At 72.8% G+C, this 22,054-nt stretch carries 17 protein-coding genes and 1 pseudogene; 11 read left to right on the top strand and 7 right to left on the bottom strand.

The annotated features are described in order from the left end of the window. Positions 1–146: 146 nt before the first annotated feature. Positions 147–1,043 carry a hypothetical protein gene (locus tag SCWH03_RS17640; protein ID WP_173265222.1) on the bottom strand — a complete coding sequence of 299 codons (897 nt, stop codon included), beginning with the start codon at positions 1,041–1,043 and terminating at the stop codon, positions 147–149. A gap of 270 nt (positions 1,044–1,313) precedes the next feature. Here SCWH03_RS17640 and gcl point away from each other — a divergent pair, with 270 nt between their 5' ends. From gcl to SCWH03_RS17625, 3 genes are all read left to right on the top strand, one after another. Beyond that, complete coding sequence (gene gcl, locus SCWH03_RS17635) at positions 1,314–3,101, top strand: glyoxylate carboligase (protein WP_173265221.1); 1,788 nt, start codon at positions 1,314–1,316, stop codon at positions 3,099–3,101. 518 nt (positions 3,102–3,619) lie between these two features. After that, entirely contained in the window at positions 3,620–5,530 is a 1,911-nt protein-coding gene (locus tag SCWH03_RS17630; protein WP_173265342.1) for an NAD-binding protein, read from the top strand. 176 nt (positions 5,531–5,706) lie between these two features. Beyond that, positions 5,707–5,976, top strand: a complete 270-nt coding sequence (locus SCWH03_RS17625; protein ID WP_173265220.1) for a hypothetical protein — start codon at positions 5,707–5,709, stop codon at positions 5,974–5,976. Between the two features lie 506 nt (positions 5,977–6,482). On the opposite strand, the gene SCWH03_RS17620 is transcribed toward SCWH03_RS17625, so the two are convergent. Continuing rightward, positions 6,483–7,907 carry a flotillin family protein gene (locus tag SCWH03_RS17620; RefSeq protein ID WP_173265219.1) on the bottom strand — a complete coding sequence of 475 codons (1,425 nt, stop codon included), beginning with the start codon at positions 7,905–7,907 and terminating at the stop codon, positions 6,483–6,485. A gap of 108 nt (positions 7,908–8,015) precedes the next feature. After that, on the bottom strand, positions 8,016–8,525 hold the full coding sequence (locus tag SCWH03_RS17615; RefSeq protein ID WP_173265218.1) for an NfeD C-terminal domain-containing protein: 510 nt from the start codon (positions 8,523–8,525) through the stop codon (positions 8,016–8,018). 425 nt (positions 8,526–8,950) lie between these two features. Here SCWH03_RS17615 and SCWH03_RS17610 point away from each other — a divergent pair, with 425 nt between their 5' ends. After that, positions 8,951–10,444, top strand: a complete 1,494-nt coding sequence (locus SCWH03_RS17610) for an LCP family protein (RefSeq protein WP_443098663.1) — start codon at positions 8,951–8,953, stop codon at positions 10,442–10,444. A 33-nt stretch (positions 10,445–10,477) separates the two neighbouring features. Here the strand turns inward: SCWH03_RS17610 and SCWH03_RS17605 are convergent, their stop codons facing one another. The 3 genes from SCWH03_RS17605 to SCWH03_RS17595 all read right to left on the bottom strand — a co-directional run bounded on the left by SCWH03_RS17605 (position 10,478) and on the right by SCWH03_RS17595 (position 14,149). After that, entirely contained in the window at positions 10,478–11,941 is a 1,464-nt protein-coding gene (locus SCWH03_RS17605; protein ID WP_173265217.1) for a catalase, read from the bottom strand. Positions 11,942–12,287: 346 nt separating this feature from the next. Then, the gene (locus tag SCWH03_RS17600) at positions 12,288–13,250 is read right to left on the bottom strand and encodes a 2-hydroxy-3-oxopropionate reductase (protein WP_272491076.1); all 963 of its coding nucleotides are present in this window, start codon (positions 13,248–13,250) and stop codon (positions 12,288–12,290) included. Between the two features lie 59 nt (positions 13,251–13,309). Next, positions 13,310–14,149, bottom strand: coding sequence for a TIM barrel protein (locus SCWH03_RS17595; protein WP_173265216.1), 840 nt, complete (start codon positions 14,147–14,149; stop codon positions 13,310–13,312). Positions 14,150–14,380: 231 nt separating this feature from the next. Here SCWH03_RS17595 and SCWH03_RS29160 point away from each other — a divergent pair. Further along, positions 14,381–14,620, top strand: a pseudogene (locus SCWH03_RS29160) (YkoF family thiamine-binding protein); the annotation flags it as partial. 230 nt (positions 14,621–14,850) lie between these two features. Beyond that, on the top strand, positions 14,851–15,162 hold the full coding sequence (locus tag SCWH03_RS17585; protein WP_254076832.1) for a helix-turn-helix domain-containing protein: 312 nt from the start codon (positions 14,851–14,853) through the stop codon (positions 15,160–15,162). A 162-nt stretch (positions 15,163–15,324) separates the two neighbouring features. Here the strand turns inward: SCWH03_RS17585 and SCWH03_RS17580 are convergent, their stop codons facing one another. Beyond that, positions 15,325–15,633 carry a hypothetical protein gene (locus SCWH03_RS17580; protein ID WP_173265214.1) on the bottom strand — a complete coding sequence of 103 codons (309 nt, stop codon included), beginning with the start codon at positions 15,631–15,633 and terminating at the stop codon, positions 15,325–15,327. Positions 15,634–15,932: 299 nt separating this feature from the next. On the opposite strand from SCWH03_RS17580, the gene uraD reads away from it, so the two are divergent. From uraD to SCWH03_RS17555, 5 genes are all read left to right on the top strand, one after another. Next, the gene (uraD, locus tag SCWH03_RS17575) at positions 15,933–16,445 is read left to right on the top strand and encodes a 2-oxo-4-hydroxy-4-carboxy-5-ureidoimidazoline decarboxylase (protein ID WP_173265213.1); all 513 of its coding nucleotides are present in this window, start codon (positions 15,933–15,935) and stop codon (positions 16,443–16,445) included. Beyond that, positions 16,442–16,831 (top strand): hydroxyisourate hydrolase, encoded by a 390-nt coding sequence (uraH, locus tag SCWH03_RS17570; RefSeq protein WP_173265212.1) that lies wholly within the window; start codon positions 16,442–16,444, stop codon positions 16,829–16,831. Before uraD ends, uraH begins: the two co-directional genes overlap by 4 nt. A gap of 6 nt (positions 16,832–16,837) precedes the next feature. Continuing rightward, the gene (gene pucL, locus SCWH03_RS17565) at positions 16,838–17,785 is read left to right on the top strand and encodes a factor-independent urate hydroxylase (RefSeq protein WP_173265211.1); all 948 of its coding nucleotides are present in this window, start codon (positions 16,838–16,840) and stop codon (positions 17,783–17,785) included. A 320-nt stretch (positions 17,786–18,105) separates the two neighbouring features. Beyond that, positions 18,106–19,497, top strand: coding sequence for an 8-oxoguanine deaminase (locus SCWH03_RS17560; protein WP_173265210.1), 1,392 nt, complete (start codon positions 18,106–18,108; stop codon positions 19,495–19,497). Positions 19,498–19,823: 326 nt separating this feature from the next. Beyond that, positions 19,824–22,037 carry a hypothetical protein gene (locus SCWH03_RS17555; RefSeq protein ID WP_173265209.1) on the top strand — a complete coding sequence of 738 codons (2,214 nt, stop codon included), beginning with the start codon at positions 19,824–19,826 and terminating at the stop codon, positions 22,035–22,037. Positions 22,038–22,054: the final 17 nt, after the last annotated feature.

Genomic DNA, 22,054 nt, shown 5'->3' with positions numbered 1-22,054 from the left:
CCGTCCGGTGCTTCCCGCGCTGTCCGTGGCTCCCATGGGCCACGCGGCCGCCCTGTCCGGCACCACGCCGCACAGGGCCCCTGCGGCCGCAGGGCGGCCCTCGGGGTCCGCCGCCGATGGCAGGCCTCTCGGGGTGCCCGTCGGCGTCAGGCGCCGGTGGAGGCCAGGTCCTTGGCCGGGCCGTTCACCGGCTCGACCGCGCCCGTCAGGTCCATGGCGAACAGCGGGACCCCGAGGCCGTCCGCCCGCGCACGGGCGTCGGCCGAGTAGCCGGCGAGGGAGAAGAGGACGCTGCTGGCGGAGGAACTCAGTCCGCTCAGCCAGAGGCACTCCACGGCGCGCAGCGTGACGGGCCGGGTGGTGGGGTCGACCTGGGCGACCAGGCCCAGGGCGCGCAGATCGACCCCGGACGCGGTCCGTTCCTCGGGCTGGACGATCTCCTGGAAGCCCAGCCAGCGCAGATACCGCGCCGCGGCGGTCACCGCGTCGCGTGCCGTGCGGATCGGGGTCGGGCGGAAGTCGGGACGGGCGGACGCGGGCGCCGGCACGGAGAAGGGGCGGTCCTCCTCCGGCCCGCCGGGGCCGTAGAGCGGCAGGGCGTCCTCCGCCGCCGCGGCCGGATCGGCCGGGCCGGGGTCCCGCTGATCGAACGGGGCCGAGCCGGGTGCGCCCGCCCCGCCCGGCGGGCCGGTACCGGAGGGCGCGAGGGAGCCCTCGGCGCCCGCCGCGGTGGCGGTGCTCCGGTGGGCCGCCGCACCGGCCGAGGTCTCCGGCATCGCGGTCACCGGCCGCACCGGGATCCGCAGCACCGTGCCGCAGGGGCAACCGAGCTCCGGCTGCGGCCACTGGTCCTGCCGCCCGCACGCCGGGCAGCGCACGGTGACCCAGTCGTCGGTCCAGGTGCGGTGGCGGATCGGTTCGGCGGGAGCCCCCTGGAGCAGGGGCGGGGCGAGCGGTGCGCCGCAGGCACAGGGATAGACGGGCGAAGCGAAGGTGTGCGCGCGGCGGCACACCGGACAGCGCACCGGTACGTGATCTGTCATGTCCGTCCCCCTCCGGCGCTTCCGGGCGCGCCTGACGTCCATCGTCCACCAACCGCGACGACTGGGGGAGGGAGTTCGGCCATCGGCGGCCCGCCCCTCCCTTGACGCCTTCCGGTGCTCCACTTACATTCGTTCCGAATAGCAGAAAACTTCTTCCGTGATGCGGAAAATTGGGGGAATTGCGGAAGAGGATCAGGGAACCAGCACGGAATCGACGCTCTCAGGTGGCGCGACAGAGCCCGATCCGCCAGGCCGAAGCAGGAGCACTCCATGCCCCGTATGACCGCCGCCCGAGCGGCTGTTGAGATCCTCAAGCGTGAAGGCGCCAGCCAGGCGTTCGGTGTGCCGGGCGCGGCGATCAACCCGTTCTACAAGGCCCTCAAGGAGGGTGGCGGCATCGCCCACACCCTCGCCCGCCACGTCGAGGGCGCCTCCCACATGGCCGAGGGCTACACCCGCGCCAAGCCGGGCAACATCGGTGTCTGCGTCGGCACGTCGGGCCCCGCGGGCACCGACATGATCACCGGGCTGTACTCCGCCATCGGTGACTCGATTCCGATCCTGTGCATCACCGGTCAGGCACCGACCAACGTGATCCACAAGGAGGACTTCCAGGCCGTCGACATCGCCTCGATCGCCAGGCCGGTCACCAAGGCCGCCACGACCGTCCTGGAGGCCGCGCAGCTCCCCGGCGTCTTCCAGCAGGCGTTCCATCTGATGCGCTCCGGCCGCCCCGGCCCGGTCCTCATCGACCTGCCGGTCGACGTCCAGCTCACCGAGATCGAGTTCGACCCCGAGACCTACGAGCCGCTGCAGGTCTTCAAGCCCACCGCGACCCGCGCCCAGATCGAGAAGGCCCTTTCCCTCCTCCTGGAGGCCGAACGCCCGCTGATCGTCTCCGGCGGGGGCGTCGTCAACGCCGACGCCTCCGACCTGCTGGTCGAGTTCGCCGAGATCACCGGCACACCGGTCATCCCCACCCTGATGGGCTGGGGCACCATCCCGGACGACCACGAACTCAACGCCGGCATGGTCGGCCTCCAGACCTCCCACCGCTACGGCAACGCCAACTTCCTGGAGTCCGACCTCGTCCTCGGCATCGGCAACCGCTGGGCCAACCGCCACACCGGCTACCGGCTCGACGTCTACACCCGCGGCCGGAAGTTCGTCCACGTCGACATCGAGCCCACCCAGATCGGCAGGATCTTCGCCCCCGACTACGGCATCACCTCGGACGCCAGGGCCGCGCTGGAGCTCTTCGTCGAGGTCGCCGGGGAACTGAAGGCGGCCGGACGGCTGCCCGACCGATCCGCCTGGGCCGCCTCCACACAGCAGCGCAAGGCCACCCTGCAGCGCCGTACGCACTTCGACGACATCCCCGTCAAACCGCAGCGCGTCTACGAGGAGATGAACAAGGCCTTCGGGCCCGAGACGCGCTATGTCACCACCATCGGCCTCTCCCAGATCGCCGGCGCCCAGCTGCTGCACGTCTACCGGCCGCGCCACTGGATCAACTGCGGCCAGGCGGGCCCGCTCGGCTGGACCATCCCGGCGGCGCTGGGCGCGGCCACGGCCGATCCGGACACGCCGGTGGTCGCCCTCTCCGGCGACTACGACTTCCAGTTCCTGATCGAGGAACTGGCGGTCGGCGCTCAGCACCGGATCCCGTACGTCCACGTCCTCGTGAACAACTCCTACCTCGGCCTGATCCGTCAGGCGCAGCTCGGCCTCGACATCGACTTCCAGGTCAACCTGGAGTTCGAGAACCTCAACTCCCCGGAGCTGGGCATCTACGGAGTGGACCACGTCAAGGTCGCCGAGGGCCTGGGGTGCAAGGCGATCCGCGTCACCGACCCGGGCGAACTGGGGGCGGCCTTCGACCAGGCGCGGGGGCTCGCCGCCGAGCACCGGGTTCCGGTCGTCGTCGAGGTGATCCTGGAGCGGATCACGAACATCGCGATGAGCCGGACCGCGGACATCGGCGACGTCACCGAGTTCGAGGAGGCCGCGACCGAGCCCGGCCACGCACCGACCGCGATCCTCCCGCTCGGGAGCTGACACCGCTCTCCGGCCCCCTCCGCACCGCGAGGGAGGTCCGCCGCGGCGCCGAACCACCCCCGCGTCGGCGCCGGCGCACGCGTCGGCGTCCGCGCCCGCGTCGGCGTCCGGCGGGGAGACCCGCCGCGCACCGGCTGCCCTTCCGGGCCCCCTACCCGGCGGGCGCTTGGGCGCGTGAGCGGTCCTCGGGCTGCCCGCCTGCCGTCGGGCGACGGAGTCTCCGGTACGGCCGCGCAGTTCCCCCGGGCGCGGCCGCGGGTTCCCGCCGCGCGGGCGGCGCCGTGCCGGTCGGCGCGGTGACGGCCCCCGCCGGGCCGGTTCACCGGGCCGCGCCGCACCGAGGGGCCGCCGAGCGGCCGCTTCCGGGCCCCGCCGGACGGCCGCAGCCGCAACGGCTGCGGCGTGGCGGCCGACCGGCCACTCCCGGGGCCGGGTCGAGGTGCGCCGCGTGGGCGGAACACGGCAATGTACGGCATGTGCATCCCATTCCCCGGCAACTGCGGCCCGCCGCGGGCCACATGCTCGTCAGCGGCGACGACGCGCTCGCCCATCGCCTCGCCGCCGAACTCCGCGACGTCTACCGCCAGCAGGTCACACTCCTCGTACCGCCCAGCCGCCCGTCCCCCGGCCTTCCACCGAACGCGGGCGCTCCCTCGGGCGGCCGGGCCCTCGCCCTCCTCGGCCGGGTGTCGGCAGGCATCGTCCGCACGGGTGGGAGCCGCGCGGCCGCCGACGGCGGAGACGGACGGCAGAACGAGATGCCCGTCCTGGAGAGTGACGACCCGGACGACGACGCCCTCCGGCAGGCGGGCGTGGAGACCGCCCAGGCACTCGCCCTGGTGCACGAGAACGACGAGACCAACATCCGCGCCGCACTCACCGCCCGCCGGCTGAACCCCCGGCTGCGCCTGGTCATCCGCCTCTACAACCGCAAGCTCGGCCAGCACATCGAGGAACTGCTCGACCAGGCCGCCGTCCTCGCCGTACCCGGCATGGCGGCTGACGACATCGACTCGTCCACGACCGTGCTGTCGGACGCCGACACCGCCGCTCCCGCGCTCGCCGCCACCGCGGTGACCGGCACCAGCAAGATCGTCCAGGCCGACGGGCTGCTCCTGCGCGCAGCCGAGCGGCCCCCGCCGGGGCCCGGTGGGGCCGCCGAACCGGGCCTGTGCACCCTGGCGCTGCTGTCCTCCACCAGCAGTGACCCGGGCGGTGTGGAGGGGTCCGAGGACAGCGGCTCCGCGGGACCGCTCCTGCTGCCGAACGACCGAGCCGTCGCCGCCGCGTCCCGCCGGGGACGGATCGTGCTCGAAGCCGTCACCGGACCGGAAGAGCGGCCGGTCAGCCGGCTGAGCGGTCCCGCGCTGCCCTTCCGGGAGCTGTTCTCCCGCCGTGTGCGCTGGTCGTTCGCGGGCGTGGCCACGGCCGTGGCGGCCCTGGCCGTCGCGAGCTGGCTCACCGGCGGCGGCGACCCGCTGCACGCCGCGTACATCACGCTGCTCGACCTGTTCGCCATCAACGACCCCGAGGTCGGCGGGCAAACCGACCGCCAGATCCTGCAGTTGCTGACGGGTCTCGTGGGACTGCTCCTGCTGCCCCTGCTCGTCGCCGCCGTGCTGGAGGCGCTCAGCTCCTTCCGCTCCGCGACCGCCCTGCGCCGGCCGCCACGCGGTCTGGCCGCTCATGTCGTCCTGCTGGGCCTGGGGAAGATCGGAACCCGCGTCCTCGGCCGGCTGCGCGAAATCGGCATCCCCGTCGTCTGCGTCGAGAACGACCCCGAGGCCCGGGGAGTGGCACTCGCCCGCCGGCTGCGCGTCCCCGTGATCATCGGTGACGTCACCCAGGAGGGGGTACTGGAGGCGGCCAGAATCCACCGGGCCCACGCCCTGCTCGCCCTCACCAGCTCCGACACCACCAACCTGGAAGCCGCCCTCTACGCCCGCTCGGTCGCCTCCCACCTCCGCGTGGCGCTCCGGCTCTACGACGACGACTTCGCCACCGCCGTCTACCGGACACTGCGTGCCGCGCACCCGGGGGCGCTGACGCGCAGCAGAAGCGTGACCTCGCTCTCCGCACCCGCCTTCGCCAGCGCCATGATGGGCCGTCAGGTGCTCGGGGCCATCTCCGTCGAGCGCAGGGTGCTGCTCTTCGCCGCGCTCGACGTGGCCGAACTGCCGCAACTGGAAGGCCGCACCATCGCCGAAGCCCTCCGTCCGGGCATGTGGCGGGTGCTCGCCCTCGACATGGCGGCACCGGGCGACCGGCGCCCGGACCTGTCCGCCGCCCCGCCCGACGACGGGGCGGAACACACCAGCGGTCTGCTCTTCGACCTCCACCCCGGACACCTGCTGCGCCCCGGAGACCGGGTGGTCGTCGCCGCCACCCGCCGCGGCCTGGCCGAACTGCTGGGGCACCGGACGCGGTAGCAAGCGCCCGGAAGATATCCGGGAGGGGCGGCAGCGGGCGGGCGGGCGGTGCGGATGCGGGAACCGGCCCTGCCCGGCGGCACGTTGTCCCTCCACGACACCGACGGGCTAAGGGACGGGCTCAGGGACGGACCGATGGACGGGCCGATGGACGGACAGATTCCGGGAGGGACCGTGTGGACGGCACCGCCTCGCTCCTGACCGTCGCCATCGTGGCCGCCGTACTCGTGATCAGGGCCGCCCTGGCGGAGCTGCGGCACCCTGGAGGCACCCGTGCCCGGTGGGCGTTCGTCTCCAACGCCCGGGCCGTCACCGCGGGAGCGATGACGGCGGCCGCCCTCGGCCTCGTCGGCTGGCGGCACGCCGGCCCCGCAGCGGTGGCCTGGGCGTTGCTCGCGGGCGCGTTGGTCGTGGTGCTCGTGGACCGCCAGGCGCCTCGGGGCTGAGCGCGGTGCCGGCGGGCGGCCGGGCGTGGTGCGAGCCGTACCAGCCGTCCGTGCCACACCGGCGCCGGACGCCGTGCAGCCGAACGTCCTGCGGCCGTGGCTCGCCGTGCTCGGAGGTGCCACCGCTGGTGGGCCGGGCCCGCTGCGGTTGGTCGCCCTGGAGGGCCCGGCTCCCCGGACATCGCCGCGGCCGCGCCACCCGTGTTCCCCGCGTCCGTGGTTCCGGTGGACCGCATCCCGCGAGCCACCGCGTGCGGGTCGCGTTCGCGGGACCGCGACCAGCACGGAGACCGCGACCCGGGCCACGACCAACCGGGGCAACGATCCCCCGGCGGGTACGACCAACCCGGGCCTCGACCGCCGACGGGCAGGGCCGGGGAGCGTAGCGGTCCCCGGCCCTGCCGTCCTGCCCGGCCCCTATGCCCGCCTTGCCCGGTCTTGACCCGTCCCCGCGCAGTCCTGCCGGTTCTCCCCGGGCCTGCCAGGCAGGCGCGCCGTGCGCACCACTAGCCGGTGATCTCGACCGCCCCGTTCTCCGCGGTGCCGCCGGCCTCCCGCTTGGCGCCCTTCTGCGTGATGCCTCGCAGTACCTCGGCGAGGTCCACACCTGTCGTGGAACCCAGCAGCTCCAGCCCCTGGGCGACGTTGTCCGCGACGGCCCGCGGCAGCTTTCCGGCACCGTCGGTGGAGATGACGGTCATCTTGTCGATCGCGCCCAGCGGTTCGGCGGCCTTGCCGACCACCTGCGGCAGTACCTCGACGAGCATCTGCAGGACCGCCGCGTCGCCGTACCGCTCGAAGGCGTCCGCCTTCTTGTGCATGGCGTCGGCCTCGGCCGCCCCCTTGGCGGCGATGGCGGCGGCATCCGCCTCGCCCTCGATACGGACCGCCTCGGCCAGCGCCGCACGGTGCGCCTTCTCGCCCTCACCGGTCAGCCGGGCCCGCTGGGCGTCCGCCTCGGCCTGCTTCACCAGGGCGACGCGACGTGCCTCGGCCTCCTGTTCGGCCTGGTAGCGGGCCGCGTCGGCGGGCTTGCGGACCTGGGTGTCGAGTTCCCTGTCCGTCAGTGCCGCCCGGCGCTCCGCGACCTTCTCCTGCTGGCTCAGGATCTCCTGCTGCCGGTCGGCCTCGGCGAGCGGTCCGGCGGCGGCGGCTTTCGCGGCTGCCTCGTCCGTCTCCGCCTTGATCTCGGCCTGCTTGAGGGCGAACGTCCGCTGCGCGACGGCGATCTCCTCCTCGGCCTTCAGCCGCGCCTGCTCCGACGCCCGCCGGGCCACCGCCTCCGCGATGTCCGCCTCCTGCTTCGCCCGCGCCGCCTCCGGGCGCCCCAGGTCCTCGAGATAGGAGCCTTCGGTGGTGATGTCCTGGATCTGGAAGGCGTCCAGCACCAGGCCCTGTCCGGAGAGGCTGGCCTCGGCCTCCTCGGCGACCTGGCCGGCGAACGCGGCCCGGTCCCGGATGATGTCCTCGACCGACATCCGGCCGACGATGGAGCGCAGCGCGCCGGAGAGCACTTCCTGAGTGAAGCCGACGATCCCTTCCTGCTGGACCAGGAAGCGCTGGGCGGCGGCTCGGATCGAGTCCTCGGTGCCGCCCACCTTGACGATCGCCACGCCCTCGAGGTGGGCCTTGACGCCGCGCAGCGTGACCGCTCCCCGCACGGCCACGGGGATGTGCCGGCTGGAGAGGTCCAGCGTGAACCTCTGCTGGACGAACGGCACGACGAACACGCCGCCGCCGACGACGACCTTCTGGCCGCTGTTGTCGGTGAAGATCCGCCCGGTGTCGGGATCGGTCGCCTTCTTCCCTCGCCGACCCGTGATGATGAACGCCTCGCTGGGGCCCGCGACCTTGTAGCGCGTGACGACGACGAGGGCCAGCAGGACGAGGAGTACGACGACTCCCACCACGGCGATGACAACTGGGTTCATGGTGCTCCCCCCTGCCTCCCTGGGGGCGGCAGATCGAGTGGATCGAGTGGATCAAGCGGATCAAGCGGATCAAGCGGATCAAGTGGAAGAGTGTCGCGGCGAATCGTTTCAGCGCTCGACGGGCCGGACGAGGACGGAGGTGGCGGACAGGGCGGCCTCCACCCAGATCTCCGCGCCCCGCTCCATGGGCGTGGCGGACCTGGCGGCGTACTTCACGGGCTGGCCGGCCACCCGGAGCAGCACTTCGCCGTAGCCGTCGGCCGGGATCGCCGTCACCACGGACCCTCCGGTACCGAGGAGGTCCGCGTCCCGCGGAGCCGTGGCGGCCCGGTCCCGCATCAGACTGCTGCTCAGCCACCAGGTCAGCCGGGCGGCGAGCAGGCCGGCGAGGACGCCCGCCGCCGTCGCCGCGGTCGTTCCCAGGTCTGTCGTCCCCAGCACGATCGCGCCGGTGAAGCCGAGCATGGAGACGAACCCCGCGATCACCGGAAGCGACAGCCAGCCGTCGAACAGGCCGTCCAGCACACCGTCGAGTGCGCCTTCCAGTACCCCGTCGAAGACCAGTGACAGCGCCAGCAGGACGATGCCCGCGATGCCGAGACCGAGAAACAGACCCATACCGGCAAGTCTCCTGCCCTCTGAATTCCACCCCGAGGGCCCTATGGTCCCCTCCGCGCCGCCCATCTGTCATTGCCGTACTGCGGCAATCTTGACGGCTCCTTGACGCGGGTGCCGCCAGGATGCCCCGCCCTGCCGGGCGAGCCGCTCCCGGCGACGGCGCGGCAGGGGTGCCGGTCCGTACCGCGGGCGGGCATGTGCAGGTCGGAGGCGTGCGGTGGAGAGGCAGAGGGGGAAGCGCGCCGCGGGGGCTGACGGCGAAGCAGACCGCGTCGTCCGGGCTCCACCCCGGTACGCGGGTCAGGGTGTCGTCGCGGCTCGACGGCGCACACCCGGAAGTAGAGTGCTGGCACCTGCCGTCCCGCCGAGAGCGATCGCCGACGGGGGCGCGCGCCGACCCACCCGGGCAGTGGAGGAACTTCGACGTGAGCGATGCGCCCGGACGGCACCCGGCGAAGGCACCGCGGCACCCGGCGAGAACCCCGACGGACCAGGTGGCGGACCGGTGGAGCCCGGAGGAGGCCCCGGCCCGGGGCGTGGCCGAAGGGCGGGCCCGGCCGCCCCGGCGCGGCCGGAAGGCGCCGAGGGCCGTCTCCGTGCTCGCTGCGCTCCTCGCCGTCGCCGCCGCCGCCGGATTCTGGGTCTACCGGGACCTGCGGGGCAACATCCACGCCGCGGACGTGGACGCCGGGATCGGCGACGACCGGCCGCCGAGGATGAGCCCCGGCTCGAAGAACATCCTCGTGACGGGTTCCGACTCCCGGGCCGGGGCCAACGCCGGGTACGGCAGCGGCCACACCGCCATGCACTCCGACACGCTGATGGTCCTTCACCTCGCCGCGAACCGGCAGTGGGCGACCGTGGTCTCCTTCCCCCGGGACTCGTGGGTGCGGGTGCCCGCCTGCGAGCGCGGCGACGGCACCGTCTCCGGACCCCACCACGCCAAGATCAACGAAGCGTTCGCGATCGGCGGCGCCGGCGGTGAGGTCGCGAAGGCCGCCGCCTGCGCGGTCAAGACGGTCGAGCGCAACACCGGGCTGCGCATCGACCACTTCCTGTCGGTCGACTTCCAGGGGCTCAAGAGGATGGTCGACGCCCTCGACGGGATGACGGTGTGCCCCACGGCGGCCATCCGCGACGAGAAGGCACGCCTCGACATCCCCGCCGGTTGCCAGACCGTGCGGGGCGAGGGCGCTCTGGGCTACGTGCGCGCCCGCTACGGTGTCGGTGACGGCTCCGACCTCGGCCGCATCGGCCGGCAGCAGGAGTTCCTGCGGGCCCTCGCCGACCGGGCCAAGGAGAAGCTGACCAGCCCCGGCGCGCTGTACGGACTGCTGGAGTCCGCCACCGAGTCCCTCACCACCGACGAGGCACTCGCGGGGATCCGTCCCCTGTACGGTCTCGTGTCCCGGCTCAAGGCGATCCCACCCGGCCGGCTGACGTTGGTGACCGTACCCAACTACCCCCGCGGCATGGACGTGCCGTCCGACACGGCGAACGTCGTCTGGCAGTACCCGGAGGCCGCCGAACTGTTCCTGTCGCTCGCCCGGGACAGGGAGGTCCGCGAGGAGAGCGTCGCAGCCGCCGGCCGGAACCCCCTCTACGCCGGCACCGTCCGCGTACGGGTGCTCGACCGCACCGGCACGCCAGGCCTCGCCGAGGAGATCGCCGGAACGCTTGCCGCTTACGGATTCACCATTGCCGGAACCGGAACCGGAACCGGAACCGGAACCGGAACCGGAACCGGGAGCGCTGCGGTGGTGGGCGCGGGGACGTCGGTCGTCCACCCCGCCGGGCTCGCCCGGGAGGCGAGGGCCCTCGCCTCCCGGGTGCCCGGGAGCACCGTCACGGAGAGCTCCGACGCGCCGGAGGGCCTGGTCACCCTGACCGTGGGGGAGGGCTTCGGCGGGACACGGTGACCCGTGCGCTCAGCGTGTACGGGCCCGGCCGGCTCAGCCCTCGCGCAGGGCGCGGACCGCCTCCTCCACGCGCTTGCCGTAGCCCGGGTCGGCGGCGTGGAAGTGGGCGAGATTCCGTTCGATCACGTCGTCGCGGGTGACCTGGGAGAGTCCGCCGGCGATGTTCGCGACCAGGCGCGACTTCTCCTCCTCGGACATCAGGCGGTAGAGCTCACCGGCCTGGTGGAAGTCGTCGTCCTTGGCGTGTGCCGGTGCGGCGTGCGTGCCGGTGTGGCCGTGCAGGGCCAGCGGCGCCGACAGGGCGGCGTTCGTCTGCACCGGGCCCCCGTACGAGTTCGGCTCGTAGTTCTTGTCGTGGCGGGAGCCGTTGCGGGCGGCCATCAAGCCGTCGCGGCCGTGGTTGTCGGCGCCGCCGGGGACGGCCTTCGGCGCGTTCACCGCGAGCTGGGTGTGGTTGACGCCGAGACGGTAGCGGTGGGCGTCCGCGTAGGCGAACAGGCGGCCCTGGAGCATCTTGTCCGGTGAGGGCCCGATGCCCGGCACGAAGTTGTTCGGTGAGAACGCCGCCTGCTCGACCTCGGCGAAGACGTTGTCGGGGTTGCGGTCGAGGACCAGCCGGCCGACGCGCCGCAGCGGGTGGTCGGCGTGCGGCCACACCTTGGTGAGGTCGAACGGGTTGAAGCGGTAGTCGGCCGCCTCGGCCGCGGGCATGATCTGCACATAGAGCGTCCAGGACGGGTTGACGCCCCGCTCGATGGCCTGCAGCAGGTCCGTCTGGTGGGAGTCGGGGTCGCTGCCCGCGACTTCCGCGGCCTGCTCGCTGCTCAGGCAGCGGATGCCCTGGTTGGTCTTGAAGTGGTACTTGACGAAGAAGGCCTCGCCCTCGGCGTTGGTCCACTGGTAGGTGTGGGATCCGTAGCCGTTCATGTGGCGGTACGAGGCCGGGATGCCCCGGTCGCCCATCAGCCAGGTGATCTGGTGTGTGGCCTCCGGCGCGTGGGCCCAGAAGTCCCAGACGTTGTCCGGCTCCTGCCTGCCGGTGAACGGGTCGCGCTTCTGGGAGTGGATGAAGTCGGGGAACTTTATCGGGTCCTTGACGAAGAACACCGGGGTGTTGTTGCCGACGAGGTCGTAGTTGCCCTCCTGCGTGTAGAACTTCACCGCGAAGCCCCGCGGGTCGCGGACGGCGTCCGCGCCGCCGAGCGAGTCCGCCACGGTGGAGAACCGCAGGAAGACCTCGGTGCGCTTGCCCACCGTGTCCAGGAAGGCGGCCCGGGTGAACCCGGTGACGTCGTCGGTCACCTCGAAGTGGCCGTACGCGCCGGAGCCGCGCGCGTGGACGACCCGCTCCGGGATGCGCTCGCGGTTGAACCGGGCGAGCTTCTCCAGCAGGTGCTGGTCCTGGAGCAGGAGAGGGCCACCGACGCCGGCGGTGGCGGAGTTCTGGTTGTCGGCGACCGGGGCGCCGGACTCGGTCGTAAGCACGCGCTGCGTCATGGGTGGGAGAGCGGCCTTCCGTGCGGGAGCTGCTGAGGTGTCAGGAGGGTAAGTACGTGCCCGAGACATCGTCAACAGTTTGTTGAAGTCTGGGGTGTGGGTCCGGGCCGCGGCTGCGCCTGGGCGCGACAGGACAGGTGTCGGCGCAGCAGCGGCCCGGACGCTTGGGGGGCGACGGCGACCCGGGGTGGGGTGCCGTGGGATCGGGCGGGGTGCTCGTCCGCCGTGGGCGCCCGCCGCGGACACCCGTGCAGGTGCGGGGCGGCTGCGGGACGGGCGCGTGGTACGCACGGGCCCGGGCGCCGATGGGGGGGAACCGATCCGGTGGACGGGGGGCGGGGCCGCGTCAGGCGACCGGCGAGCCGGACAGGCGCTCGACCGCGCGGAGCAGCGCCGAGTGGTCCAGGCCTCCATCGCCCTGGGTGCGCAGGGAGGCGACCAGCTGGGCGACGACGGCCCCGACCGGCAGGGCGGCCCCGACGTCGCGGGCGGCGTCGGTGACGATGCCCATGTCCTTGTGGTGGAGGTCGATCCGGAAGCCCGGCCTGAAGTCGCGGTCGAGGAAGTTGCCCTTCTTGCGGGTCAGGACGGTGGAGCCGGCGAGTCCGCCGTTGAGGACGTCCAGGGCCGCCCGCAGGTCCACACCGGACTTCTCGAGGAAGACGACGGCCTCGGCGCAGGCCTGGATGTTGACGGCGACGATCAGCTGGTTCGCGGCCTTCACCGTCTGGCCGGAGCCGTGCGGGCCGCACAGGACGATCGTCTTGCCCAGTGCCTCCAGGATGGGGGCGGCCTCGTCGAAGGCGTCCTGCTCGCCGCCGACCATGATCGACAAGACCGCTTCGACGGCGCCGGCCTCACCACCGGAGACGGGGGCGTCCAGCACGCGTATCCCCTTGCCGGCGGCGTTCTTCGCCAGTTCGACGGAGGTGTGCGGGGTGATCGAGGACATGTCGATCAGCAGGGCGCCCCGCTTCGCGTTCTCCAGGATGCCGTCCGGCCCGTATGCGACGGCCTCCACCTGGGGTGAGGCGGGAACCATGGTGATCACGACATCGGCGTCCGTGACGGCCTCGGCGATCGACGCGGCGGCGGTGCCGCCGGCGGCCGTGAGGCGCTCCAGCTTCTCCTGCTCCAGGGTGTAGCCGGTCACCTGGTAGCCCACCTTGATCAGGTTCTCGGACATGGGCGAGCCCATGATGCCGAGGCCGATCCACGCGATCGTCGGCAGATCGGCGCGGGAGGTGCGAGAGGTGCGAGAGGTGCGGGAGGCGCGGGAGGTGTGGGAGGAGTCTGCGGGGGTGCTCATGGGGTTGCCTCTCTCGGAGCGGTGGTGCGAAGGGGTGCCGGCGGACGGTGGGACCGGCCTCAGCGCGCGGGCCGGGCGGTCTCCGGGAGCCAGTCGAAGGACCGGGCACTCGGACGGTCGCCGGGCTTGTACTCCAGGCCGATCCAGCCGTCGTAACCGGCCTCCCTCAGCCGGTCGAGCAGGTCCTCGAGCGGCAGCGCGCCGGTGCCCGGCGCGCCGCGCCCGGGGTTGTCCGCGATCTGCACATGTCCGGTCTTCGCTGTGTGGGCGTCGATGACGGCGGCGATGTCCTCGCCGTTCATCGACAGGTGGTAGATGTCGAGCAGGAACCTGGCGTTGCCGAGGCCCGTGACGGCGTTGACCCTGTCCACCACCTCGATGGCGGCGGGTGCGCTCACCAGCGGGTAGAGCGGGGACTCCGCTTCGTTCAGGGCCTCGATCAGCAGGATCGCGCCCACCCGGTCGGCCGCGCGCGCCGCCGCCACCAGGTTCTGGAGGGCGAGTTCGTCCTGTACGGCCGGGTCCACGCCCTCGGCGCGGTTTCCGTAGAGGGCGTTGAGTGCCTTGCAGCCGACGGATGAGGCGAAGTCCGCGGCCACGTCGATGTTGGCGCGGAAGCGGTCCGACTCCTCGCCGGGTACGGAGAGCGCGCCGCGGTCCGGGCCCGGCAGCCGGCCGGCGTAGAAGTTCAGGCCCACCAGCCGGGTGCCGGAGTCCCCAAGCGCCTTCCTCAGGTCGTCCAGCTCGCTCTGCCCGGGCTCGGGGCTGTCGGTCCAGGGCCACCACAGCTCGACCGCGGAGAACCCCGCCGCGGCTGCGGCCGCCGGGCGCTCCAGCAGCGGGAGCTCGGTGAAGAGGATCGAGAGGTTCACAGCGAAGCGCTGGTCCGGGTATCCCATGAGGGAATGCACCTTCCGTATTACGGAAAATTATTTCTGCGTAATGGAAGATTGCCTCTGGTGGGGGAGGGCTGTCAAGACCCGGACGTCCTGCCGCCGGGCCACTCCGCGGGGCGTCCGGCCGCCGCCGGCCGGCTCGCCGTGGGAGGCGCGCGGTCCAGGCCCGCGCGGGCGCCGGATTTCCCCGTACCGCCCGGCGGGCGCCCGTGCCGGCGGGCTTACCGTGGGGCCATGCGATTGCGAGTGGAGTTCACGACGGAACCCTTCGACCTCGATGAGGCCCCGGCTCATGCGCTGGTGGCCCGCGAGGTCCTCCAGGCCGCCGACCTCGACGCCGTGGACGTCGGCCCCTTCGGCAACACCGCCGAGGGCGGGGCGGACGCCGTGCTCGCCGCGGTCGAATCGCTGCTGCGCCGAGCCCTCGGCGCGGGTGCCACCCGGGTGTCGCTGCAGGTCAACGTGATGGGGGAGCGCGACCCCGGGGCAGCCGTCCACGGCGGAGCCGTGGCGGACGGCGCGGCGGTGGCGGGCGGGGGAGTCGCCACCGAGCACGGGCACGGGCGCGGAAACGCGCACGGGAGCGGGAACGGGAGCGGGGACGCGCACGGGAGCGGGGACGGGCGCGGGCGTCGGGAGGGGGAGAGGTGACCGGGCCCGGCGAGCATCCCCTGGTCGGCGCCGTCAGGCCGCTGGTGGACGCGATGGGGGCGGAGATCCTCCCTCCCGACCAGGCGCAGCCGGACGATGTCGTCCTGTCCTGGGAGGGGGACGAGGTGCTGGCCGTGCGGCTGCCGCAGCTCTCGGACTCGCTTGACCACATCCTGGCCGCGATGGAGCGGCGTCACGGCATGCCGCTGCCGTCGCTCGACCGAAGGGCGAAGCAGTCGGTCGTGCGGACGCTGGAGGCGCGCGGCGCCTTCTCCGTACGGCATGGGGTGGAGACCGTGGCCCAGGCGCTCGGCGTCAGCCGGTTCACCGTCTACAACTATCTGAACCGTGAGAAAGGCCTCTGAAAGGGGACAGGGTGGAGGGAAGCGGCCCGACCGGCTCAAGGCGCCCGGGGGAGGGGCCGCGGAGACCGGTCGGCCCGGCCGCACCCGCGCACCGCGTCCGTGCGCACGGGAGCGCCCGCCCCTGTGCCATCCCTGACCGGGGCGGGCGTTCGCGCGCGTGGGTCACATGGCCTCCTGCTCCTTCCCCTTCGCTTTCGCCTTGGCCGACGACTGCGCCTTGCGGATGTCGTGGACACCGGCGACGAGGGTGCCGTCGTGCTGCTCGTAGTGGGAGAGGGCGAGGCCGAGGCCGAAGAACGTGGGCGCCCATTCGCCGACGAAGATGCCCCAGCGGTCCGCGCGGTCGACGCCGGCGCCCGGCTCGGCCCGGCGGGATGCCGTCCAGGCCAGTATCGACAGGCCGATGGAGACGAATGCCGCGGTGTAGGCGTGCTCGCTGCGCATGCCCTTCTCGTGCAACATCTGGATCATCGTGTTCTCCCTTGTGTTCAATAGCCTGGCTTTCCCCAGGTTCACCCGCACGGCGGAGCGACGCATCCGGAAAGAGAGCCGGTGACCGCCCCGGCTGACCCTGCCCGACCGGCTTCCCCGACCGCGCCCGGCGCGTCCGGGGCGGTCCGGGCCGTGCCCCGTCCACGGGCTGTCCGCATACCGGGCAGGCGGCCGTCCTCCCACAAATATTCAACAAACTGTTGACGGGTTGTCGTGGGAAGGCGTTAGCTGTCCGCAGCCCGTCCGACGCACCACGCAGAACAGCCGCGGAGGATCCCGTGTCTTCGACTTCCGTTCCGGGCCTCACCCGGTTCAACACCTCGACGGACAGCGAGGCGCGGTCCAGGCTGCACGAGGTGTGCGCCAGCAGGGCGTGGGGCAGCGCACTGCTGTCCCGGCGCCCCTACGCCACCGTCGAGGCCCTTCTGGCCGCCGGCGACGCCGCCATGGCGGAGCTGACCGCCGGCGACCTGGCCGAAGCGATGGCGGGGCATCCGCCGATCGGCAGGCCGAAGCCCGGGGACCCGGTCTCCTCCCGCGAGCAGAGCGGGATGGCCGGTGCCTCCCATGAGCTCAAGGCCGAGATGCTCGAACTCAACCTGGCCTACCAGGAGAAGTTCGGCCATGTGTTCCTGATCTGCGCCACCGGCCGCACCGGTGAGCAGATGAGGGACGCCGTCCGCGCGCGGATCGACCACTCGCCCGAGCAGGAGTGGGAGACCGTCCGCACCGAACTGGGGAAGATCAACCGGATCCGGCTGACCCGTCTCGTGGAGGAAGAGAGCGTATGAGCAGCGAGAGCACGGCGTCGGTGTCCACCCACATCCTGGACACCAGTGCCGGCCGGCCAGCCGAGGGCGTCGCCGTGTCCCTGTCGGCCCGCGCGGGTTCCGGGGGCGAGTGGACGGCGCTCGGCGGATCGGCGACCGACGCGGACGGCCGGTGCAAGGACCTGCCGGCGCTGCCGGAGGGCACCACCCATGTGCGGCTCGACTTCGAGACCGGGCCGTACTTCGCGAAGAAGCAAGCCGAGGCCCAGCAGGACGCCCCCGCGAATCGGGACAGCGGTGCGTTCTTCCCGGAGGTGGCGATCACGTTCGCCGTCGTGCCGGGCGAGCACTTCCACGTACCGCTGCTGCTCAACCCGTTCGGCTACTCCGTTTACCGAGGGAGCTAGCAGACAATGACAGCCACATCCCGACCCGGCCGCCCCGTACTCCTGGGACAGAACCAGTACGGCAAGGCCGAGAACCGCGTCGTGAGGATCACCCGGGACGGCGAGACCCACCACATCAAGGACCTCAACGTCTCGGTCGCGCTCTCGGGCGACATGGACGACGTCCACTACTCCGGTTCGAACGCCAACGTCCTGCCGACCGACACCACCAAGAACACGGTGTACGCGTTCGCCAAGGAGTACGGGATCGACTCCGCCGAGCAGTTCGGCATCCACCTCGCCCGCCACTTCGTGACCTCCCAGGAGCCGATCCACCGCGCGCGCATCCGGATCGAGGAGTACGCCTGGGAGCGCATCGCGGCCTCCGACGCCAACTCCAGGTTCATCGGCGCCGACGAGGTCAGGCACTCCTTCGTCCGCAAGGGCCAGGAGACCCGCCTCACCCAGATCACCTACGACGGGGAGTCGTGGGAGGTCGTCTCGGGGCTGAAGGACCTGGTCGTGATGAACTCGACCAACTCCGAGTTCTGGGGCTACGTCAAGGACCGGTACACCACCCTGCGGGAGGCGCACGACCGCATCCTCGCCACGGAGGTCTCCGGCCGCTGGCGGTTCAACTGGACCGACGACGAGCAGAGGGCGCCCCACTGGGAGAAGTCCTACGAGCACGTCAGGAAGCACATGCTGCAGGCCTTCGCCGAGACCTACTCCCTCTCGCTGCAGCAGACCCTCTACCAGATGGGTGCGCGGATCATCAATCACCGCACCGAGATCGACGAGGTCCGCTTCTCCCTCCCGAACAAGCACCACTTCCTCGTCGACCTCGAGCCCTTCGGGCTCAAGAACGACAACGAGGTCTACCTCGCCGCCGACCGGCCGTACGGACTCATCGAGGCGACGATCCTGCGGGACGGCGCCGAGGCGCGGATCCCGGCCGATCTGACCAACCTCTGACCGTTCGTTCGAGCGCCGCCGCGGTCTCCTGCCCCGGGCCGCCCCACCGGACCGGCCGCGGCGCCGTCCGTCCCCGGTGACCGGGCGCCGGGGACACGGCCGGACACGCGGGAACAGGTGGTTTCCTTGACAACACGTGCACAAAGGACGGGCCCGCCCGCACACGCCGTCCACCCCGCCCGCAGACGCCGTCCGCCGACTCCGCCCGTCCACTGCGCCCGCCCACCTTCTCGGCACCCACGGCCCCCGGCCGTGGCACTCAAATCCTCCAGGGTCCTGCCGTGCCCGTACCGCCACTGAGAGACAAAGGACGCACCGCCATGGCAGCACCGGCAGCAGCCCCGCGCACCGTCATCGAGAACTGCGCGATCGCGACCGTGGACGCAGGCGACACCGAGTACGCCTCCGGGCACATCGTCGTCACCGGCAACCGCATCGAGTCGGTCGGCCCCGGCAAGGCCCCCGGGAACCTGGACAACGTCGCCCGCCGCGTCGACGCCTCCGGCCACCTCGCCACCCCCGGCCTGGTCAACACGCACCACCACTTCTACCAGTGGATCACCCGCGGCCTCGCCACGGACCACAACCTGTTCGACTGGCTGGTCGCGCTCTACCCGACCTGGGCCCGCATCGACGAGCAGATGGCGTACTCCGCGGCACAGGGCTCACTGGCGATGATGGCCCGCGGCGGGGTCACCACCGCGATGGACCACCACTACGTCTTCCCGAAGGGCTCAGGCGACCTCTCCGGCGCCATCATCCGGGCCGCGTCCGAGATGGGCGTCCGCTTCACACTGGCCCGGGGTTCGATGGACCGCAGCCGGAAGGACGGCGGCCTGCCACCGGACTTCGCCGTCGAGACCCTCGACGGCGCCCTGGCCGCCACCGAGGAGACCATCGACAGGCACCACGACGCCTCCTTCGACGCGATGACGCAGATCGCCGTCGCACCCTGCTCCCCCTTCTCGGTCTCCACCGAACTGCTCAGGCAAGGCGCCGAACTGGCCCGCCGCAAGGGCGTGCGCCTGCACACCCACGGCAGTGAGACCGTGGAGGAGGAGAAGTTCTGCCACGAGCTCTTCGGTATGGGCCCCACCCGGTACTTCGAGTCCACCGGCTGGCTCGGCGAGGACGTGTGGATGGCGCACTGCGTCCATATGAACGACTCCGATGTCGAGGCGTTCGCCCGGACGAGGACCGGTGTCGCCCACTGCCCCTCGTCCAACGCCCGCCTCGGCGCCGGGATCGCCCGCGTCCCCGACATGCTGAGGGCCGGTGTCCCGGTCGGCCTCGGCGTCGACGGCACCGCCTCCAACGAGTCCGGTGAACTGCACACCGAACTGCGCAACGCACTGCTGGTCAACCGCCTCGACCCCCGGCACAGGGAAGCCGCGCTGACCGCACGTCAGGCGCTCCGGCTGGGTACGTACGGCGGCGCCCGGGTCCTCGGCCGCGCCTCGCAGATCGGCTCCCTGGAGCAGGGAAAGCTCGCCGACCTGGTCCTCTGGAAGCTGGACACCCTCGCCCACGCCTCCATCGCCGACCCGGTGGCCGCCCTCGTCCTCGGCGCGGCCGCCCCGGTCACGCTCTCCCTCGTCGGCGGTGAGCCGGTCGTGGAGAACGGCCGGCTGCTGAAGGCCGACGAGGACGCCATCGCCCGCTCCACCCGGAGCCAGGCCCAGCGCCTCGCGCGGATCGCCGCGCAGGCCTGACAACCCCGGTAGTCCGGTAGAGGGGGACGGCCCTCGACCGGCGGGCCGCGGACCCGAGCGGGGTCCGCGGCAGCCGTCGCCGGGAGGTGCACGCCGACACGGCGGCACCTCCCGGGGCGGTGCTCCCCGGGGCGGTGCTCCCCGGGGCGGTGCTCCCCGGGGCGGTGCTCCCCGGGGCGGTGGACGTCCCCGCCCTTCCCCGGCTCCGGTCGGGCCGTCCCCCTCCTCGGCAGGCGGTGTCACGGCGGAGGCGGCCCCTCGCCCGATCGGGCCATTCTCCGCACAAGCCGGCCCGCAGTCCCGGTGAACCCCCTTACGCTCCCCGGGTGACCCGTACCACTGTCCTGAACACCGGCCTCGACGCATTCCTCGCCTGGGCGGAGAGCGAGCGGGGGACCGTCCTCCCGCCCCGCCCCGCCGACGCGGTGCTGACCCTGCTGGCGCTGCACGGCGCCGACCGCCGTGCGGGTGTGCCCGAGCCGACGCCCGATCTGGTGCGCCGGGTGCTCGCCGAGGACCTGCCGCTGCTGCTGTGGGCGAGCCCCGACGAGGCCGCCGCTCTCCCCTCGGTGCTCACGGCGCTGGCCGACCGGGTGCGCGCGGCGGGCCGCCTGAACGCCAAGCGCCATGCGCGCGTCCTCGCCGCGGTGGAGGAAGCCGTACCGGTGTTCACGGAGGCCCACGGCGATCCCCGCAGACTCACCTGGCCCCGCTGGTACGCCTCGCTGATGCGGGCGGACGGCGTCGAGGCGGACGACCCCGGGGCGGTGAGCGCCTGGCTCGCCGCGTTCGCCGCCGCCCCCCGTGCGAGGCGGCCGGCGCTCCCCGAACCCCTGCACCGTTCGGACGTCAGTGCCGCCGACTTCGAAGCCCGCGTACGGCTCACCGACGTACTGCTGGCGACCTTCGCCCAGGGCATCGAGGACCCCGGGCCGGCGGGGCCGCTGCTGCCCCCGGCGTCCGTCCTGGACGCCGACCGCCCCGAGGACGCGCTCATGCTCACGATGGAAGGGCTGGGGGCCGACCTGTCCGACCGCTGGACGGCGGCCGGACTCTCCGAAGCGCTGTCCGGACCGTACTCCGCCCTCGCCCCCGGGCCCGATGCGCTGCCGCACCTCGTCCTCGCCGACCGCTTCCTCGACGAGCACCTCGACTACTACGGCGACACCACGGTGCCGGTGCCCCCGCCCGGGGAGCTGCCCGACCCCGGTGAGATCCGGGCGCTGCTGCGGGCGGCCCCGCTGCCCGCAGCGCTCGCGGCCGGGAACGACGACGTCCGCGACCTCAGCGAGCTGTGCGGTCTCCCCGGACCCGCCGAGGCCGTCTGGAACGACGGCACTCCGCAGGAGCTCGTGGAACTCGGCGCCGATGTGCTCGCCGCCGTCGTGGAGCGCATCGCCTCCCGCTCCGACCCGGACGTCTCCGCGGGCGAGGCATACGCCCTCGACGCCGCGCATGTGCTCTACGGGCTGTACACGAGGGGCGGCGCCCCCGATTCGGTGGCCCGCAAGGCGTCCGGCCACACCGACCTGCTCGTCCCGCGCGACATGGAGGACGCCCCGGCGCACGTCCCGGCCTCGGCCCCGCCCGCGTACCGGACGCCCCCGCTCGGGGAGCTGTCCGCACTGCTCGGCCTCCCCGACCTCACCGGGGAGGACTGGTCGGAGGTCGACGGTCAGGCCCGCGCGCTCGCCGCCGTCGTGGACGAGCTGGCCGGGACCGGCTGTGTCTTCCGCACCGGCGATGCGTACGGGCTCACCCCGCTGGGCAACGCCGTCGTCCGCCATCTGCTCGCCGCGGACCATGTCGCCGCCCCCGGCGAGGACGAGCCGGTCTCCTGGGACGCGGCAGGGATCGTCAGGGCCGTCCAGCACTGGCCGCCCGCCGTCGCCGCCAAGGCCCTCACCGCCTGGACGGCGGCCAGGGGCGCCACCGACGAGGTGTGGAGCGAGCTGCTGGACGCCGTCTCGGCGGCGATGTCCGTATGCCTCCACTGCACGCTGACGAAGGACCTCTTCTCCCGCCTGGACCGCGCGGGCATCCCCTGCGGGCCGCTGCGGGCCGCGCTCGCCGACCCCTTCACCGGCGCCCACGCCCGCCTCCTCCTCCACGCCCGGGGCGAACCCGCAGACCACGGCCTTGTGCCCGGCAAAGCCCGTGCCACGCTCCTGCTCGAGGAACTGGACGCCTGCTGGGCGGCCGATATGAGGGCCATCGTGGCCGTCGCCGGGGAGGGCGTCCAGGAACCGGCCCCCACCGCCCTGACCGACGCCTTCGACGCGGCCGCCGCCGGCTGGCCGGGCGGCGCGGCCGCCCTGCTGCCGGCGCTGACGGCGGCCGACCCGGCGACCGCGGTCCACATCCTGGAGGACCTGCGCGGACGCCATCCTGACGGCAGGGTGGCTGACTTGGCGGCACACGCCCTGAAGGAGACGAAGGCGAAGACTAAGGCGAAGGCGAAGGCGAAGGCGAAGGCGAAGACGAAGACTAAGGCGAAGGCGAAGGGTGGCGCGCCGCGCCACCACCGGCCGGGAAGGTGAGGGCGGGACGGGTCCCC

Origin of the sequence: Streptomyces pacificus (genome assembly GCF_011766325.1) — a bacterium.
GTDB lineage: Bacteria > Actinomycetota > Actinomycetes > Streptomycetales > Streptomycetaceae > Streptomyces > Streptomyces pacificus.
Note: the sequence above shows the minus strand (reverse complement) of the source record. Positions and strands in the feature narration are given on the sequence as shown.

Bases quoted from the DNA above. Each gene is read 5' to 3' on its own strand.
- SCWH03_RS17640 (WP_173265222.1), bottom strand. From the start codon at position 1,043: ATGACAGATCACGTACCGGTGCGCTGTCCGGTGTGCCGCCGCGCGCAC.
- gcl (WP_173265221.1), top strand. From the start codon at position 1,314: ATGCCCCGTATGACCGCCGCCCGAGCGGCTGTTGAGATCCTCAAGCGT.
- SCWH03_RS17630 (WP_173265342.1), top strand. From the start codon at position 3,620: ATGCTCGTCAGCGGCGACGACGCGCTCGCCCATCGCCTCGCCGCCGAA.
- SCWH03_RS17620 (WP_173265219.1), bottom strand. From the start codon at position 7,907: ATGAACCCAGTTGTCATCGCCGTGGTGGGAGTCGTCGTACTCCTCGTC.
- SCWH03_RS17615 (WP_173265218.1), bottom strand. From the start codon at position 8,525: ATGGGTCTGTTTCTCGGTCTCGGCATCGCGGGCATCGTCCTGCTGGCG.
- SCWH03_RS17605 (WP_173265217.1), bottom strand. From the start codon at position 11,941: ATGACGCAGCGCGTGCTTACGACCGAGTCCGGCGCCCCGGTCGCCGAC.
- SCWH03_RS17600 (WP_272491076.1), bottom strand. From the start codon at position 13,250: ATGAGCACCCCCGCAGACTCCTCCCACACCTCCCGCGCCTCCCGCACC.
- SCWH03_RS17595 (WP_173265216.1), bottom strand. From the start codon at position 14,149: ATGGGATACCCGGACCAGCGCTTCGCTGTGAACCTCTCGATCCTCTTC.
- SCWH03_RS17585 (WP_254076832.1), top strand. From the start codon at position 14,851: ATGGGGGCGGAGATCCTCCCTCCCGACCAGGCGCAGCCGGACGATGTC.
- SCWH03_RS17580 (WP_173265214.1), bottom strand. From the start codon at position 15,633: ATGATCCAGATGTTGCACGAGAAGGGCATGCGCAGCGAGCACGCCTAC.
- uraH (WP_173265212.1), top strand. From the start codon at position 16,442: ATGAGCAGCGAGAGCACGGCGTCGGTGTCCACCCACATCCTGGACACC.
- pucL (WP_173265211.1), top strand. From the start codon at position 16,838: ATGACAGCCACATCCCGACCCGGCCGCCCCGTACTCCTGGGACAGAAC.
- SCWH03_RS17560 (WP_173265210.1), top strand. From the start codon at position 18,106: ATGGCAGCACCGGCAGCAGCCCCGCGCACCGTCATCGAGAACTGCGCG.